At 71.6% G+C, this 15,041-nt stretch carries 13 protein-coding genes and 1 riboswitch; of the genes, 8 read left to right on the top strand and 5 right to left on the bottom strand.

Translation table 11 applies throughout. From position 1 onward, the window contains the following. Positions 1-164 precede the first annotated feature (164 nt). From P4R38_RS16805 to P4R38_RS16775, 7 genes are all read left to right on the top strand, one after another. Positions 165-287 carry a hypothetical protein gene (locus P4R38_RS16805; protein ID WP_277193167.1) on the top strand — a complete coding sequence of 41 codons (123 nt, stop codon included), beginning with the start codon at positions 165-167 and terminating at the stop codon, positions 285-287. A gap of 158 nt (positions 288-445) precedes the next feature. Then, positions 446-555, top strand: a riboswitch (TPP riboswitch). Positions 556-652: 97 nt separating this feature from the next. Further along, positions 653-1,780: a glycine oxidase ThiO gene (gene thiO, locus P4R38_RS16800; protein WP_277193166.1), complete on the top strand. Its 1,128-nt coding sequence runs from the start codon at positions 653-655 to the stop codon at positions 1,778-1,780. Continuing rightward, entirely contained in the window at positions 1,777-1,980 is a 204-nt protein-coding gene (thiS, locus tag P4R38_RS16795) for a sulfur carrier protein ThiS (RefSeq protein WP_277193165.1), read from the top strand. Before thiO ends, thiS begins: the two co-directional genes overlap by 4 nt. A gap of 1 nt (position 1,981) precedes the next feature. Then, on the top strand, positions 1,982-2,755 hold the full coding sequence (gene thiG, locus P4R38_RS16790; RefSeq protein WP_277193164.1) for a thiazole synthase: 774 nt from the start codon (positions 1,982-1,984) through the stop codon (positions 2,753-2,755). 20 nt (positions 2,756-2,775) lie between these two features. Then, positions 2,776-3,393, top strand: coding sequence for a thiamine phosphate synthase (locus P4R38_RS16785; protein WP_277193163.1), 618 nt, complete (start codon positions 2,776-2,778; stop codon positions 3,391-3,393). After that, on the top strand, positions 3,390-5,090 hold the full coding sequence (thiC, locus tag P4R38_RS16780) for a phosphomethylpyrimidine synthase ThiC (protein WP_277193162.1): 1,701 nt from the start codon (positions 3,390-3,392) through the stop codon (positions 5,088-5,090). The genes P4R38_RS16785 and thiC overlap by 4 nt, the downstream gene beginning before the upstream one ends. 68 nt (positions 5,091-5,158) lie before the next feature. Continuing rightward, the gene (locus P4R38_RS16775; protein WP_277193161.1) at positions 5,159-6,730 is read left to right on the top strand and encodes a hypothetical protein; all 1,572 of its coding nucleotides are present in this window, start codon (positions 5,159-5,161) and stop codon (positions 6,728-6,730) included. 27 nt (positions 6,731-6,757) lie between these two features. On the opposite strand, the gene P4R38_RS16770 is transcribed toward P4R38_RS16775, so the two are convergent. Both P4R38_RS16770 and metH read right to left on the bottom strand, forming a co-directional pair. After that, positions 6,758-7,468, bottom strand: a complete 711-nt coding sequence (locus tag P4R38_RS16770) for an HAD family hydrolase (RefSeq protein ID WP_277193160.1) — start codon at positions 7,466-7,468, stop codon at positions 6,758-6,760. After that, positions 7,468-11,229: a methionine synthase gene (gene metH, locus P4R38_RS16765; protein ID WP_277193171.1), complete on the bottom strand. Its 3,762-nt coding sequence runs from the start codon at positions 11,227-11,229 to the stop codon at positions 7,468-7,470. The genes P4R38_RS16770 and metH overlap by 1 nt, the downstream gene beginning before the upstream one ends. A gap of 254 nt (positions 11,230-11,483) precedes the next feature. Here metH and P4R38_RS16760 point away from each other — a divergent pair, with 254 nt between their 5' ends. Then, positions 11,484-12,332 carry a PAC2 family protein gene (locus P4R38_RS16760; RefSeq protein WP_277193159.1) on the top strand — a complete coding sequence of 283 codons (849 nt, stop codon included), beginning with the start codon at positions 11,484-11,486 and terminating at the stop codon, positions 12,330-12,332. 28 nt (positions 12,333-12,360) lie between these two features. Here the strand turns inward: P4R38_RS16760 and mshC are convergent, their stop codons facing one another. From mshC to P4R38_RS16745, 3 genes are read right to left on the bottom strand one after another with little or no spacing between them, the layout of a single operon-like run. Further along, entirely contained in the window at positions 12,361-13,620 is a 1,260-nt protein-coding gene (mshC, locus tag P4R38_RS16755; RefSeq protein ID WP_277193158.1) for a cysteine--1-D-myo-inosityl 2-amino-2-deoxy-alpha-D-glucopyranoside ligase, read from the bottom strand. A 19-nt stretch (positions 13,621-13,639) separates the two neighbouring features. Further along, the gene (locus P4R38_RS16750; RefSeq protein ID WP_277193157.1) at positions 13,640-14,482 is read right to left on the bottom strand and encodes an SCO1664 family protein; all 843 of its coding nucleotides are present in this window, start codon (positions 14,480-14,482) and stop codon (positions 13,640-13,642) included. Between the two features lie 2 nt (positions 14,483-14,484). Then, positions 14,485-15,024: a DUF3090 domain-containing protein gene (locus tag P4R38_RS16745; protein ID WP_275239070.1), complete on the bottom strand. Its 540-nt coding sequence runs from the start codon at positions 15,022-15,024 to the stop codon at positions 14,485-14,487. Positions 15,025-15,041: the final 17 nt, after the last annotated feature.

The raw sequence follows: 15,041 nt of genomic DNA, 5'->3' as shown, positions 1-15,041 counted from the left end.
CCCCGCCGGAGACCACCAGCACCACGCCGCCGGAGACCACGACCTCCACCACGCCGCCGGAGACGACCACCTCCACCACGCCGCCTCTGGAGACATCGTCGACGGGCACGAGCACGATGCCGCCGCCTCCCGGAAGCGAGACGCCTCCGCCCACCGGCCCGCCCGTGCAGACCGACCTGCTCAAGGGACCGGGCAGCTCGAACACCGTTCTGCTGGCCACCGGACTCGCCGGTCTCGGTGTGGTCTTCGGAGCCGGGTACCTGATGCGCCGCCGTCTCGACGGCTGACGGATCTCGCGTCCGGACGGACGAGTCCACCACAGGGGTGGGCACCCGCACGCCGGGTGCCCACCCCTCGGTCGTGGGTGAACAGCGCTGGTGAGCAACGGTTCTCGGGCAGCGGTTCACGGTGATCCACCGATGCCGGGTCGTGCTGGTACGGTCGGCATGTCCTTCGCGGGAGTCCGGCGCACCGGGCTGAGAGGGGGCTGACGCGGCCCCGACCGTCCCACTTGATCCGGATCATGCCGGCGCAAGGAGAAGCCCTCGGTGAACGCCGTCGTCGCCCGTCCGTCCCGCTGCCCCGTCTCCTCCAGACGTGCCGATGAGCGAAGGCCGTGCCCCGCGCACGTGATCGCCCGGCGACCGCGCTCATGACGCGGGTCGTCGTGATCGGCGCCGGCATCGCCGGCCTGATCAGTGCCTGGGCGTTGAGCGACGACGTCGACAGTGTCGTCGTCCACGACGCCGGGCTGACCGGCCAGGCCTCCCCCGTCGCCGCCGGCATGCTCGCCTCGGCCGCCGAGCTCGCCGACGGCGAGGAGGCTCTGCACGCGCTGGCCGCTCGCTCGGTGCGGGGCTGGCCCGAGCTCGCCGGACGTCTGCGCGACGCCGGCGGCGTGGACGTCGGGCTGCGCGACGAGGGGACGCTCCTGCTGTCGCTGCACCGCGACGACGACGCGGAGTTGGACCGGCACGCCCGCCGCCTCGCCCGCCTAGGACTCCCGCCTGCGCGACTCGATGCCCGCACCTGCCGGCGTCTGGAGCCGGCGTTGTCGTCCGCGGTCCGGGCCGGCCTGCGGCTGGAGGACGACCTGAGCGTCGACACCACGGCCGTCCTCGCCGCGCTGCGGGGTGCCCTGCGCCGGCGGGGCGTCGAGATCCGTTCCGGCGCAGTCGAGCCCGTGCGCACCGGCGAGCGCGTGACCGGGGTGCGCCTGTCGTCGGGTGACGTGCATCCCGCGAACGTGGTGGTCCTCGCGGCCGGCGCGCACAGCCGGCCCCTCGCCGCACGGGTCGGTCTCGAGGTCGGCGTCCGTCCGGTCAAGGGAGAGCTGCTGCGGCTGCGTACGCACACTCCCGTGCTGACCTGCACGCTGCGGGCCCAGGTCGACGGCGTGCCGGTCTATCTCGTGCCGCGCCGGAACGGCGAGGTGGTCGTCGGTGCCACCTCCGACGACTGCGGCTTCGACACCCGGCGCACGCCTCGCGCCGCCCTGGACCTCCTGCTCGCGGCGACCGCTGTGGTGCCCGAGCTGCGGGACGCCGAGCTGGTCTCCCACGACGTGGGCCTGCGTCCGGGGACGGCGGACAACGGCCCGTACCTGGGCGAGGCCGCCCCCGGCCTCGTCGTCGCCACCGGTCACTACCGGCACGGCTACCTGCTCGCCCCGGCCACCGCTGTCGCGGTCCGTCACGCCGTCCTCGGTACGGCCGCCTGGCCAGAGGCCGTCCCGTTCCGGCCGCACCGTCCCGTCGATCAGAAAGTGGGCCTCCCATGAGCACCATCACCGTCAACGGAAGGGCACGACCCGCTCGGCCCGACCTGACCGTCGCAGAGCTGCTCCGCGAGGACGGCACCGAGCGCACCGGCGTCGCGGTCGCCATCGACGGTGCCCTGGTCCACCGGGAGCAGTGGGCGACCACGGTTCTTCGAACCGACGCCGTCGTCGAGGTGCTCTCCCCCATGCAGGGCGGCTGAGGTGGACATCGACGAGCTCTCGTTGGCCGGGCGGACCCTGCGGTCTCGGTTGCTGCTCGGCTCGGGCGGCGCGACCAGCCACGCCGCGCTGCGCGAGGCGGTGATCGCCTCGGGCACCCAGGTGGTGACCGTCTCGATGCGTCGCACCGGTGGCTCCGTCGGGAGCGGGGTGACGGACGCTCTCGCCGACCTGCCGGTGCACGTCCTGCCGAACACCTCGGGCTGCCGGACGGCGCGCGAGGCCGTGCTGGTGGCCGAGCTCGCCCGTGAGGCGCTCAGCACCGACTGGGTGAAGCTCGAGGTCGTCCCGGACGAGCGCACGCTGCTCCCGGACGTGGTCGAGCTCCTCAATGCGGCAACAACGCTGGTGAACAAGGGTTTTCACGTCCTCCCTTACACCGGGGACGACCCGGTGGTGGCACGCCGTCTCGAGGACGTCGGCTGCGCGGCGGTCATGCCGCTCGGCGCACCGATCGGCAGTGGGCTCGGCATCCGCAACCCCCACGCGGTGGCTCTGCTGCGCGAGGCCGTCACCGTGCCGGTGATCCTCGACGCCGGGATCGGTACGGCGTCGGACGCTGCGCTCGCGATGGAGCTGGGCTGCGACGCGGTCCTGCTCGCCTCGGCCGTGACCCGGGCGACCGACCCGTCCCTGATGGCCTCGGCGATGCGCGCGGCGGTGCAGGCGGGACGGGACGCGGCGCGCGCCGGACGGATCCCGCGTCGCCACACCGCTCGTGCGTCCTCGCCGCTGGCGGGCGTGATCGGCACGTGAGGCCGCTCCCGAGACTGCTCGTGGTCACCGACCGCCATCAGGTGCCGCGCGGTCGCCGGCTCACCGACGTCGTCCGCGAGTGCGTCGACGGCGGGGCGCGCGCCGTGCTCCTGCGCGAGCGCGACCTGGACCCCACCTCGTACGACCGGGCGGCCGACACCATCACCGCCGCGCTCGAGCCGGTCGGAGGCGTCCTGGTCGTCCGCGACTCGGCGCGCGCCCACCCCGACCACGGTGTCCACCTGCGCTCCGGCGACCCGCTGCCGCGAACGCGGCACCGGCTCCTCGGCAGGTCGGTGCACGACCCCGCCGGGCTCGCCGCGGCGCGGACGGCCGGGCTCGACTACGTCACCTACTCCCCCGTCGCGCCAACCGAGTCCAAACTCGGGTACGGGCCGGCGCTGGGCGCGAGCGGCGTCCGCCGGGCCGTCGCCGCTGTGTCGGGAGCACCGGCAGTCCTGGCGCTCGGCGGGGTACAGCCCTTGCTCGTCCAGGACCTGCTGCGGGCCGGCGCCCACGGTGTCGCCGTCATGGGCAGCGTCATGCGTTCGGACGACCCCGGCCGGCTCGTGCACGACCTTCTGCAGCACATCCACCAGACCTGTCCCACCACTCACACCGAGGAGTCACCGGCATGACCGACGCAGCACGGACGAAGATCTACGTCGACGGCCCGCGCGGGATGCGCGTGCCTTTCACCGAGGTCCACCAGGAGGCCTCGCCCGGCACCGGAGAGGCCAACGCCCCGGTCCGCCTCTACGACACGTCGGGGCCCGGCTCGGTCCCCGAGCGCGGGCTGCCTGCGCACCGCGCGGACTGGATCGCGGCGCGCGAGGACGTGGAGACGTACAGCGGACGCGAACGACACCTCGCCGACGACGGCCGGTCCGCCGTACGGCGTGGCGCGGCGACCGCCGAGTGGCAGGGCGAGCGTCGGGAGCCGTTGCGTGCCAGGGACGGTCGGTGCGTGACGCAGATGCACTACGCCCGTGGCGGCATCGTGACGCCGGAGATGGAGTACGTCGCGGCGCGCGAGCAGTGCGACGTGGAGCTCGTCCGGACCGAGGTGGCGGCCGGGCGAGCCATCATCCCCGCGAACGTCAACCACCCGGAGACCGAGCCGATGATCATCGGCCGCCGGTTCCTGGTGAAGGTCAACGCCAACATCGGCAACTCCGCCGTCACGTCCTCGATCGCCGAGGAGGTCGACAAGCTGAGCTGGGCGACGCAGTGGGGCGCGGACACGGTGATGGACCTGTCCACCGGCGACGACATCCACACCACCCGCGAGTGGATCGTGCGCAACTCCCCCGTCCCGATCGGCACGGTCCCGATCTACCAGGCGCTGGAGAAGGTCGACGGCAAGGCGGAGGACCTCACCTGGGAGGTCTACCGCGACACGGTGATCGAGCAGTGCGAGCAGGGCGTCGACTACATGACCGTCCACGCCGGCGTGCTGCTGCGCTACGTCCCCATGACCGTGCACCGCGTGACCGGCATCGTCAGCCGGGGCGGCTCGATCATGGCCGGGTGGATGCTCGCCCACCACCAGGAGAGCTTCCTCTACACCCACTTCGACGAGCTGTGCGAGATCTTCGCGCAGTACGACGTCGCATTCAGCCTCGGCGACGGCCTGCGTCCCGGCTCGACCGCCGACGCCAACGACGAGGCCCAGCTGTCCGAGCTGCGGACCCTCGCCGAGCTGACCGAGCGCGCCTGGCAGCACGACGTCCAGGTGATGGTCGAGGGGCCCGGCCACGTCCCGCTGAACCTCGTCGAGGAGAACGTGCGACTGGAGCAGGAGTGGTGCCACGGCGCGCCGTTCTACACGCTCGGACCGCTGGTGACGGACGTCGCGCCCGGATACGACCACATCACGTCCGCGATCGGCGCAGCGACGATCGCGATGCACGGCACCGCGATGCTCTGCTACGTCACGCCGAAGGAGCATCTGGGCCTGCCGGACCGGGACGACGTCAAGACCGGCGTGATCACCTACAAGCTCGCGGCCCACGCCGCCGACGTCGCCAAGGGTCACCCGGGGGCGCGGGACTGGGACGACGCACTGTCCAAGGCGCGGTTCGAGTTCCGCTGGAACGACCAGTTCAACCTCTCGCTCGACCCGGACACCGCGCGGTCCATGCACGACGAGACGCTCCCGGCGGAGGCGGCCAAGACCGCGCACTTCTGCTCGATGTGCGGCCCCAAGTTCTGCTCGATGAAGATCAGCCAGGACGTGCGGGAGCGGTTCGCCAATGACGGCATGCAGCAGATGAGCCGCACGTTCGTCGAGCTCGGCTCGTCGGTGTACGTGGAGGCCGGCGCCGGCGAGTAGGCCTGGTATCACGGCAGATCGCCGCCCCTCCTCCTCGATGACCGATATCGACCTGGGGGGGCGGCGTCATGCCGAAGGATGTCGAGATTCTGATGGAGCCGTACGGGGACGAGCTGTCCGCGGCGGCCGAACGATGGACGACCGGTCTGAGGTCGTCCGACCTCGTCCGCGAGAAGCTGGGCAGCGCCGACGCCGAGGCGGTTCAGGTCCACGGCCCGGCCATGCCGCTGCGTCGTCGTGACACGGTCGAACCACTGCACGCCGTGCTCTTCGACCCCGCGCAGAACCGGTCCGTCGAGGTGCGTGGCGAGCTGGACGGCGCGATCGAGGTCCGGTCGAGCGACTTCCGACCGAACCCTACGACCGCAGAGCTGCAGGAAGCGCTCGCCGTGCTCCGCAAGGACGAGCGGTTCGCGCCGATCCAGCGTCGCGGGCAGGCGGTCGTGTACCAGCCGATGCCGCCGCTGGCCGACGTCGAGCAGCCCGACGGCACGTACACCCGGCGCATCGCCCTGGCGATCCACGAGCCGCGCAGCCTGCGGCCGCACCAGTACGTCGCGGTCGACCTCGGCAGCCGGGAGGTGGACTGGGAGGCCGGGCACGGCCTGCACCCGGCCGACGGCGACTGCGAGGCCCACCTGCCCGTCCCGGTCGACAGCCAGCAGACCGACAGCGGCCGGGACTCGGTGCGGGTGCGGGTCATCCGGGGCGGCGAGGAGCTGTGGAACTTCGTGGTGGTCCGGCCGCGGGCGTCGTCACCGACCCACTTCGGCAAGGGGTCCGGCGTCGAGCTGCGCTACGTCCGCTACCGCGGGCGGATGGTGCTCTGGCAGGCCCACGTACCGATCCTGAACGTCCTGTACGACGACGGCGTGACCTATCGGGACTGGCAGAACCAGGAGACGCCGTTCCAGGCGAACGGGACCGAGCCGGTGGGTCCCGGATGGCGTGTCTGCACGTCGCCGCCGGCGACGATCCTCGAGGCGTCCGACGACTCGGGCAACTTCCAGGGAGTGGCCCTGCACTACGACAACGGCGAGCTGCGCATCGTCAGCGAGCTGCAGGCCGGGTGGTACCGCTACATCTCCGACTGGCGGCTGCGCGACGACGGCACCATCCAGCCGCGCTTCGGCTTCGCCGGGACGAAGAACCCGCGCACCTGCATGGTCCACCACCACCACGCGTACTGGCGGTTCGACTTCGACATCGAGGGCGCGGGCAACGACGTCGTCGAGCAGTTCGGGTGGTGGCTCGGTCATCGCCCGGTGTGGTGGCGGATCTCGCGCGAGACCAGCCGCAAGCGCTCCGGCTCCATCGACCGGTGGCGCGTCCGCGACGCCGGGACCGGGCGCGGCTACTCGATCACACCCGGGCTCGCGGACGGGACCGCAGACTCCTACGGCGTCTCCGACCTGTGGTTCCTGCGCTACCGCGGCACCGAGCTCGACGACGGGGTCGGCGTCGTCGGCGGCGGGCCGGCGGACACCCGGTGCAGGCTGAACGCGTTCCTGACCGGCGAGTCGATCGCCCGGACCGACGTCGTCGTCTGGTACGCGGGCCACTTCCACCACGACGAGCACCACCCGTCGCCGAGCCAGGGACACATCGTCGGACCGGAGCTGCGGCCGGTCAACTGGTAGGCGGTCCAGCCGCACCGGCCTGGTCCGTCAGCGCGCGAGCGACAGACGGACCAGGTCGGACGGCGTGAGCCCGGCGAGGGTGTCGATCTGCACCGCACCCTCCATGGCCGGGATCTCGACCACGTGGGGTACGGCGAGGGTCGGCACTCCCGCCGCGACCGCCGAGCGCACGCCCGGTGGCGAGTCCTCGATCGCGACACAGTCCGCGGGCTGCACCCCGAGCGCGGCGGCCGCGGCGAGGTACGGCTCCGGGTGCGGCTTGCCGTGCGTTACCGAGTCGCCGGTGATGACCTCGACGAAGGTGCCGCCCGGAACCGCGTCGATCAGCACCTGGGCGAACGAGGCGTACGACATCGTCACCAGCGCGCACGGGACGTCCTGCGCGGCGAGGGCCTTCAGCAGGTCCTGGGCACCTGGGCGCCAGGGCACGTGCTCGCGCATCCGGCGCACCACGCCGCCCAGGAGACGCTCGACGATCTCGTGCGGCTCGAGCGTGACCGGCGAGTTGTCCCGGATGATCTGCGCCGACACCAGCAAGGGGTTGCCCACGCACTCGTGCGCGAGCTCGTCGGTCCACCGGCCGCCGTAGGACTCGACCAGGTCGTGCTCCTCGGCGATCCAGAACGGCTCGGTGTCGACCAGGGTCCCGTCCATGTCCCACAGCACGGCCGCGGGCAGCCGCTCGCCGGCGCCCGCGGCGCGATCGACGGCCGGGGGCGCGGTGGTGCGGTGGGCCATCAGTCCTCCGGCTCGTAACCGAGGTTCGGCGAGAGCCACTTCTCGGCCTCGGCGAGGGTCCAGCCCTTGCGCTCGGCGTACTCGGCGACCTGGTCCCGGTCGAGCCGACCGACGACGAAGTACTGCGACTGGGGGTGGGAGAAGTACCAGCCGCTGACCGACGCGCCCGGCCACATCGCCATGCTCTCGGTGAGCCGCATGCCGGTGCGCTCCTCCACGTCGAGCAGGTCCCACAGCAGCATCTTCTCGGTGTGGTCCGGGCAGGCGGGGTAGCCCGGTGCCGGACGGATGCCGGTGTACTTCTCGGCGATGAGGTCCTCGTTGCTGAGGTGCTCATCGCCCACGAAGCACCAGAACTCCGTACGCACGCGCTGGTGCATCCGCTCGGCGAACGCCTCGGCCAGCCGGTCGGCCAGGGACTCCAGCAGGATGGCGCTGTAGTCGTCCAGGTCGTCCTTGAACTTCGCGATCTGCTCCTGCGACCCGAGCCCGGCGGTCACCGCGAAGGCGCCGAGGTAGTCCTTCAGCCCCGAGTCCTTGGGCGCCACGAAGTCGCTGAGCGCGCGGTTCGGGATGCCGTCCCGGTGCTGCCCCTGCTGGCGCAGCTGGTGCAGCGTCGTGCGCACCTGCGAGCGGGTCTCGTCGGTGTAGATCTCGATGTCGTCGCCGACCGCGTTCGCCGGGAACAGGCCGATGACGCCGTTGGCGCTCAGCCACCGCTCCTCGATCAGGCGGTCGAGCATGACCTGCGCGTCGTCGTACAGCTTGCGCGCTGCCTCACCGGTGGCCGGGTTGTTCAGGATGTCGGGGAAGCGACCCTTCATCTCCCAGGCGTTGAAGAACGGCTGCCAGTCGATGTACTCGCGCAGCTCGGCGATCGAGTAGTCGTGGAACGTGCGGGAGTACGAGGCGTCCGTGGGGTGCGGTCCCTCGTGCATGTCCCGCACCTGCTCGGCGATCAGGTGCGGTCGCGGCGGCCGGTAGGCCGACCAGTCGATCGGCGTGGCGTTGGCGCGCGCCTGCTCCAGGCTCAGCAGCGGACGGTCGTTGCGCTTGGCCGCGTGCCGGGTGCGCAGTGCGTCGTACTCCTGGCCGACCTGCTCCAGCAGCGCCGGGCGACGCTCGTCCGACAGCAGTGAGGCGACGGTCGGGACCGAGCGCGAGGCGTCCTTCACCCAGATGACCGGGCCGTGGTACTTCGGCTCCACCTTCACGGCGGTGTGCGCCTTGGACGTGGTCGCCCCACCGAGCAGCAGCGGGATGTCGAAGCCCTGCCGCTCCATCTCCTCGGCGAAGGAGACCATCTCGTCCAGGGACGGGGTGATCAGGCCCGACAGGCCGATGACGTCGGCGCCCTCGGCCTTGGCGGCGTCGAGGATCTTCTGACCTGGGACCATGACGCCCAGGTCGACGACGTCGTAGTTGTTGCACTGCAGGACGACGCCGACGATGTTCTTGCCGATGTCGTGCACGTCGCCCTTGACGGTGGCCATCACGACCTTGCCGTTGGTGTGCTGCGCGTCGCCCGGCTTCCGCTCTGCCTCGATGTACGGGATGAGGTGGGCGACCGCCTTCTTCATCACGCGGGCGGACTTCACCACCTGCGGCAGGAACATCTTGCCGGCGCCGAACAGGTCGCCGACCACGCCCATGCCGTCCATCAGCGGACCCTCGATGACCTGCAGCGGGCGCCCCCCGGAGGCGGCCAGCTCGGACCGGAGCTCCTCGGTGTCGGCGACGATGTGCTCGTCGATGCCCTTCACCAGCGAGTGGGTGATGCGCTCGCGCACCGGCAGCTCACGCCACTCCTGGGTCGCCTGCTCCTTGGCCTCGCCGGTGGCGTTGAACCGCTCGGCGATCTCCAGCAGCCGCTCGGTGGAGTCGGGGCGCCGGTTGAGGACGACGTCCTCGATCCGCTCGCGCAGCTCGGCGTCGATCTCGTCGTAGACCACCAGGGCACCGGCGTTGACGATGCCCATGTCCATGCCGGCCTGAACCGCGTGGTACAGGAAGACCGCGTGGATGGCCTCGCGCACCGGGTTGTTGCCGCGGAAGGAGAAGGAGACGTTCGAGACACCGCCGGAGACGAGCGCGCCCGGCAGGTTCTGCTTGATCCAGCGGGCGCCCTCGATGAAGTCGACGCCGTAGTTCGCGTGCTCCTCGATGCCTGTCGCGACGGCGAAGATGTTCGGGTCGAAGATGATGTCCTCGGCCGGGAAGCCCACCTCGGTCGTGAGCACGTCGTACGCCCGCTGGCAGATCTCGATCCGGCGCTGCAGCGTGTCCGCCTGGCCGTCCTCGTCGAAGGCCATCACGACGACCGCGGCGCCGTACTTGCGGCACAGGCGGGCGTGCGCGACGAACGGCTCGACGCCCTCCTTCATCGAGATGGAGTTGACGATCGACTTGCCCTGGACGCACTTCAGGCCGGCCTCGATGACCTCCCACTTGGAGGAGTCGATCATCACCGGGACCCGGCAGATGTCGGGCTCGGAGGCGATCAGCTTGCAGAAGCGGTCCATCGCCTCCACACCGTCGATCATGCCCTCGTCCATGTTGATGTCGATGACCTGCGCGCCGGCCTCGACCTGCTGACGGGCCACGGTGAGCGCGGTGCCGTAGTCGCCGTCCTTGATCAGCTTGCGGAAGCGCGCCGACCCCGTGATGTTGGTGCGCTCGCCAACGTTGACGAACAGCGACTCCTCGACGACGTTGACCGGCTCCAGGCCGGACAGGCGCAGCGCCGCACCGACCGTCGCCGGCACCCGCGGCGCCTTCCCCTGGACCGCCTTGTCGATGAGCGCGATGTGCTCGGGAGTGGTGCCGCAGCAGCCGCCCAGCAGGTTGACCAGACCGTCGGCCGCGAACTCCTCCACGACAGCCGCCATCGCCTCCGCGCTCTCGTCGTACTCGCCGAAGGCGTTGGGCAGCCCGGCGTTGGGGTAGCAGGACACGAAGCAGTCGGCCACCCGCGCGAGCTCGGCGACGTACGGACGCATGTCGGTCGCACCGAGCGCGCAGTTGAGGCCGACGGCGATCGGCCGGGCGTGCCGGACGCTGTTCCAGAACGCCTCGGTGACCTGGCCGGACAGGGTGCGGCCGGACGCGTCGGTGATGGTGCCGGAGATGACGACCGGCCAGCGGCGGCCGCGCTCCTCGAAGAGGGTCTCGCAGGCGAAGATGGCCGCCTTGGCGTTGAGGGTGTCGAAGATCGTCTCGATGACCAGCAGGTCCGAGCCGCCGTCGACCAGCCCGTTGGCCTGCTCGAGGTAGGCGCTGACCAGGTCGTCGTAGGTGACGTTGCGCTTGCCGGGGTCGTTGACGTCCGGGGAGATCGACGCCGTCCGGTTGGTCGGGCCGAGTGAGCCGGCGACGTACCGGGGACGGTCGGGGGTGAGCTCGGTCATCGCGTCGCACTCGGCGCGCGCCAGCTGGGCGGAGGCGAGGTTCAGCTCGTACGCCAGATCCTGCATGCCGTAGTCGGCCATGGAGATGGTCTGGGCGTTGAACGTGTTGGTGCCGATGAGGTCCGAGCCGGCCTCGAGGTTGGCCCGGTGGATCTCCCGGATCAGCGCCGGCTGCGTCAGCGACAGCAGGTCGTTGTTGCCCTTGAGGTCGCTCTCCCAGTCGGCGAACCGCTCACCGCGGTAGTCGGCCTCGCCCAGCCGGTGCTGCTGGATCACCGTCCCCATGGCGCTGTCGAGGACCAGGATCCTGCTGCGCAGTGCCTCGGTGAGGACGTCGGTGCAGTCAGGACGGATGTGCTCGGGGTCGACCTGGGTCGAGCGGGCGGTGGACTCGGCGGACCGAGCGCCACGCTGGGTGGAGCGGCTGCTCACGGGGCCTCCAACGGCTCAAACCTTGGGGAAACGGGCGTCGGGCCATCCTAACGAGGAGCAGCCCGCGCCAGGACTCGTGCTCCACCCTCTGGTCAGGGTCCTTAGGGTGGTACGACGCCGGGTCACCCCGGTGCCCGTCGCCCGCGGCGGACGTCCGTGCCCACCCAGGAGGCTGCGTGATCCAGCTCGAGGACCTGCCAGAGCTGCGTGACCCCATCATGATCGCAGCGTTCGAGGGCTGGAACGACGCCGGCGAGACGGCGACCTCGACCCTCGCGCACCTGGCGCGGATGTGGGACGCCGAGCCGATCGCGGCTCTGGACCCCGAGGAGTACTACGACTTCCAGGTCAACCGCCCGCGGGTGACCAACGAGGACGGCCGGCGCACGTTGCGCTGGCCGACCACCCGCATCCTGCTGGCACGCGACACCCCGCTGGACCGCGACGTCGTGCTCGTCCAGGGCATCGAGCCCTCCATGCGGTGGGCGTCCTTCACCGACGAGCTCATCACCCTCGCCGAGGAGCTCGAGGTCAGCATGCTGATCACGCTCGGCGGCCTGCTCGCGGACGTCCCGCACACCCGCCCGATCCCGGTCACGGTGACCTCCGAGCACGAGGAGACCCGGCACCGCTACGACCTGGAGACCAGCCTGTACGAGGGGCCTACCGGCATCGTCGGTGTCGTCGTCGACTCGGCGGACCGGGCGGGCATCGCGTCGATGTCGATCTGGGCGGCCGTGCCGCACTACGCCGGCGGCAGTCCCTCGCCGAAGGCCACCCTGGCGCTGCTCACCCGACTCGAGGAGCTGTTCGACACACTGATCGGCCACGCCGACCTCCCGGACCAGGCCCGCGCCTGGGAGCACGGGGTCGACGAGCTCGCCTCCTCCGACGACGAAGTCGCCGAGTACGTCCACTCCCTGGAGGAGGCGCAGGACACCACCGACCTCCCGGAGGCGAGCGGTGACGCCATCGCCAAGGAGTTCGAGCGCTACCTGCGCCGCCGCCAGGAGGACGAGGACTGACCGGCGCCGGCGGCCGGCTGACACAGGGTCAGAGGCGGACGCCGAGCAGCGTGTCGACCGCGTCGCGGACCTCGGCCACGGCCGCGCCGTTCTCCGGGGCGTCGAGCGAGCGAGCGGCCCAGTCGTCGATCACGTCCAGCGCGCGCTCGGAGTGCAGGTCGTCGGCGAGGTGCGCACGGACGGCGGCCACCACCGGCGCCGCGTCGGCACCGCGTCCGGAGGCGACGACGGCACGCCAGCGCTCCAGCCGTTCCGCCGCCTGCTTCAGCAGCGCGTCGGTGTACTCCCAGTCGGTGCGGAAGTGCTGGGCGAGCAGCACCAGGCGGATCGCCATCGGGTCCACGCCGTCCCGGCGCAGGTCGGACACCCGGACCAGGTTGCCCTTGGACTTGCTCATCTTCTCGCCGTCGTAGCCGACCATGCCCTGGTGGGCGTACAGCTGCGCGAACGGCGTGCGCCCGGTGAGTGCAGCGGCCTGCACGGCGCTCATCTCGTGGTGCGGGAAGATCAGGTCCGTCCCGCCGCCCTGGATGTCGAAGCCGTCGTGGAGCAGGTTCAGCGCGATGGTGGTGCACTCGATGTGCCAACCGGGGCGGCCGTCGCCGATCTCGCCGCCCTCCCAGGAGGGTTCACCCTTCCGGGCACCGCGCCACAGCAGCGGGTCCAGCGGGTCGCGCTTGCCGGAGCGGTCCGGGTCGCCGCCGCGCTCGGCGAAGACGGACATCATCTGCTCGCGCGACCAGTGCGAGACCTCGCCGAACGAGGGCTGCTTCGAAAGGTCCAGGTAGATGTCGCGCACCCCGTCGGTCGCGGCCTCGGCCGCGTCGACCTCCAGCGGGTACGCGGCTCCGGAGTCCACCAGCGCCGTCACGGTGGCGACGTGCTGCGGCATCGTCTCGACCACGCCGACGTAGTGGTCCGGCGCGAGGACCCGCAGCGCGGTCATGTCCTCGTGGAAGAGCCGGATCTCCGAGGCGGCGAGCTCACGCCAGTCCACGCCGTCGCGCGCCGCCCGCTCCAGCAGCGGGTCGTCGACGTCGGTGGTGTTCTGCACGTACGCGACCGCGTGTCCCGCCGCTCGCAGCGCGCGGTTCGCCAGGTCGAACGTCACGTACGTCGCCGCATGGCCGAGGTGCGTCGCGTCGTACGGGGTGATGCCGCAGACGTACATCCGCGCCGGCCCCTCGGGGCGGACCTCACGCAGGGCGTCGGACGCGGTGTCGAACAGGTGCAGTGGCCCGCTCTCGCCGGGAAGGTCGGGCAGGGCGGGAGAGGACCATGACTTCACAACGGGCCAGCCTACGGCGTCACCACAGTGGCCACGGGAGCGGCGTGCGGTCCTGTGGCGGCTCGGGGAAGACACCCTCCTCGGCCAGCCGGGAGACGCGGTTGCGCAGCGCGGTCACCTCGACCGGTGTGAGCAGGGCCGCGAGGGCGGCGATCAGGTCCGGCTCCGCCAGCGCCGCGTCGAGCCGGGCGAGGCGTTGCAGGTCGTCCGCCGGGAACGGGTCGCCGGCCCAGCCCCACAGGATGGTGCGGAGCTTGGCGTGCGGGTGGAAGGTCAGGCCGTGGTCGATCGCCCACAGGTGGTCGCCGTCCTCGATGAGGTGGCTGCCCTTGCGATCGGCGTTGTTCAGGACGGCGTCCAGCACCGCGAGGGACGCCAGCCGCGGGTCGTCGGCGTGGCACAGCGCGACGGGCCCGTCGTCGGCGAGCTCGAGGGCGACGACCGGCAGGAACGAGGACTCCAGCTCACGCACCGGGTCCAGGCGCACCAGCGAGATCGGGTCGGTCGGCTCCAAGGGGCCGACCCAGCGCTGCACCGAGCCGCTGCCGAGGGGGCCGTCGCGCAGCACGGTCTCCGGGATGTGCGTCCAGCCACCGGCCCGCGCCACGAGGTACGTCGCCCGCTCCCGGCCCGCCAGCGTGCCGTCCGGGAAGTCCCACAGGTCGCGCTCGCCGCTGATCGGCTTGTAGACGGCGGGCAGACGCTGGTCGCCCTGGGTCAGCCAGACCCGCAGGGCCAGGTTGGACGCCTCGACGAGCCGCCCTTCGACCTCGATCTCACCCGCCTCGAGCACCTGCTCGACGTCCAGGCCCGCGGCGTCCGGCACGGCGGCCTCGCCTCGTCCACGACCGTTGCGGTGCATGCTCAGCGTCGGTAGCCGTTCGCGCGCGGGCAGATGTGACCCTCCGCGTCCAGCGGTCCCCCGCAGAACGGGCACGGCGGGCGGCCCTGCGCGACCGCGGCCAGGCTGCGCCGGGCGAACTCGCGCGCGTCGGCGGCGCCGACCACCACGCGCAGCACCGAGGCGTCCGGCTCGGTGACCTCGACCAGCTCGTCCCCGTCGTCGGACGGCTCCAGCTGGACCTGGCCGTCGTGGCACTCGATGACGACCGCGGACCGGTCCGACTCCCACGCCAGGCTCAAGGTGCCGACCCGGAACTCGTCGTCGATCGGGGTGCTCAGCGGCGCGTTGTCCTCGGGTGCGGGTGCCGCGTCGGCCGCCACACCCACCTCGTCGAGCAGCTCGTTGACCCGTTCGGCGAGAACCTCGACCTGCTGCTTCTCCAGCGACACCGACGTGACGCGGCGGCCCTGGGAGACCTGCAGGAAGAAGGTGCGCTGGCCGGGGGGTCCGACCGTCCCGGCGATGAACCGGTCCGGCCTGTCGTACTCGATCACGGGCATGGTCCGAGCCTAATCCG

The sequence above is a fragment of the Luteipulveratus flavus genome (genome assembly GCF_029439465.1).
Lineage (GTDB): Bacteria > Actinomycetota > Actinomycetes > Actinomycetales > Dermatophilaceae > Luteipulveratus > Luteipulveratus flavus.
This window is presented reverse-complemented; position numbering and strand designations above follow the sequence as displayed.

Bases quoted from the DNA above. Each gene is read 5' to 3' on its own strand.
- thiO (WP_277193166.1), top strand. From the start codon at position 653: ATGACGCGGGTCGTCGTGATCGGCGCCGGCATCGCCGGCCTGATCAGT.
- thiS (WP_277193165.1), top strand. From the start codon at position 1,777: ATGAGCACCATCACCGTCAACGGAAGGGCACGACCCGCTCGGCCCGAC.
- thiC (WP_277193162.1), top strand. From the start codon at position 3,390: ATGACCGACGCAGCACGGACGAAGATCTACGTCGACGGCCCGCGCGGG.
- P4R38_RS16775 (WP_277193161.1), top strand. From the start codon at position 5,159: ATGCCGAAGGATGTCGAGATTCTGATGGAGCCGTACGGGGACGAGCTG.
- P4R38_RS16770 (WP_277193160.1), bottom strand. From the start codon at position 7,468: ATGGCCCACCGCACCACCGCGCCCCCGGCCGTCGATCGCGCCGCGGGC.
- P4R38_RS16750 (WP_277193157.1), bottom strand. From the start codon at position 14,482: ATGCACCGCAACGGTCGTGGACGAGGCGAGGCCGCCGTGCCGGACGCC.
- P4R38_RS16745 (WP_275239070.1), bottom strand. From the start codon at position 15,024: ATGCCCGTGATCGAGTACGACAGGCCGGACCGGTTCATCGCCGGGACG.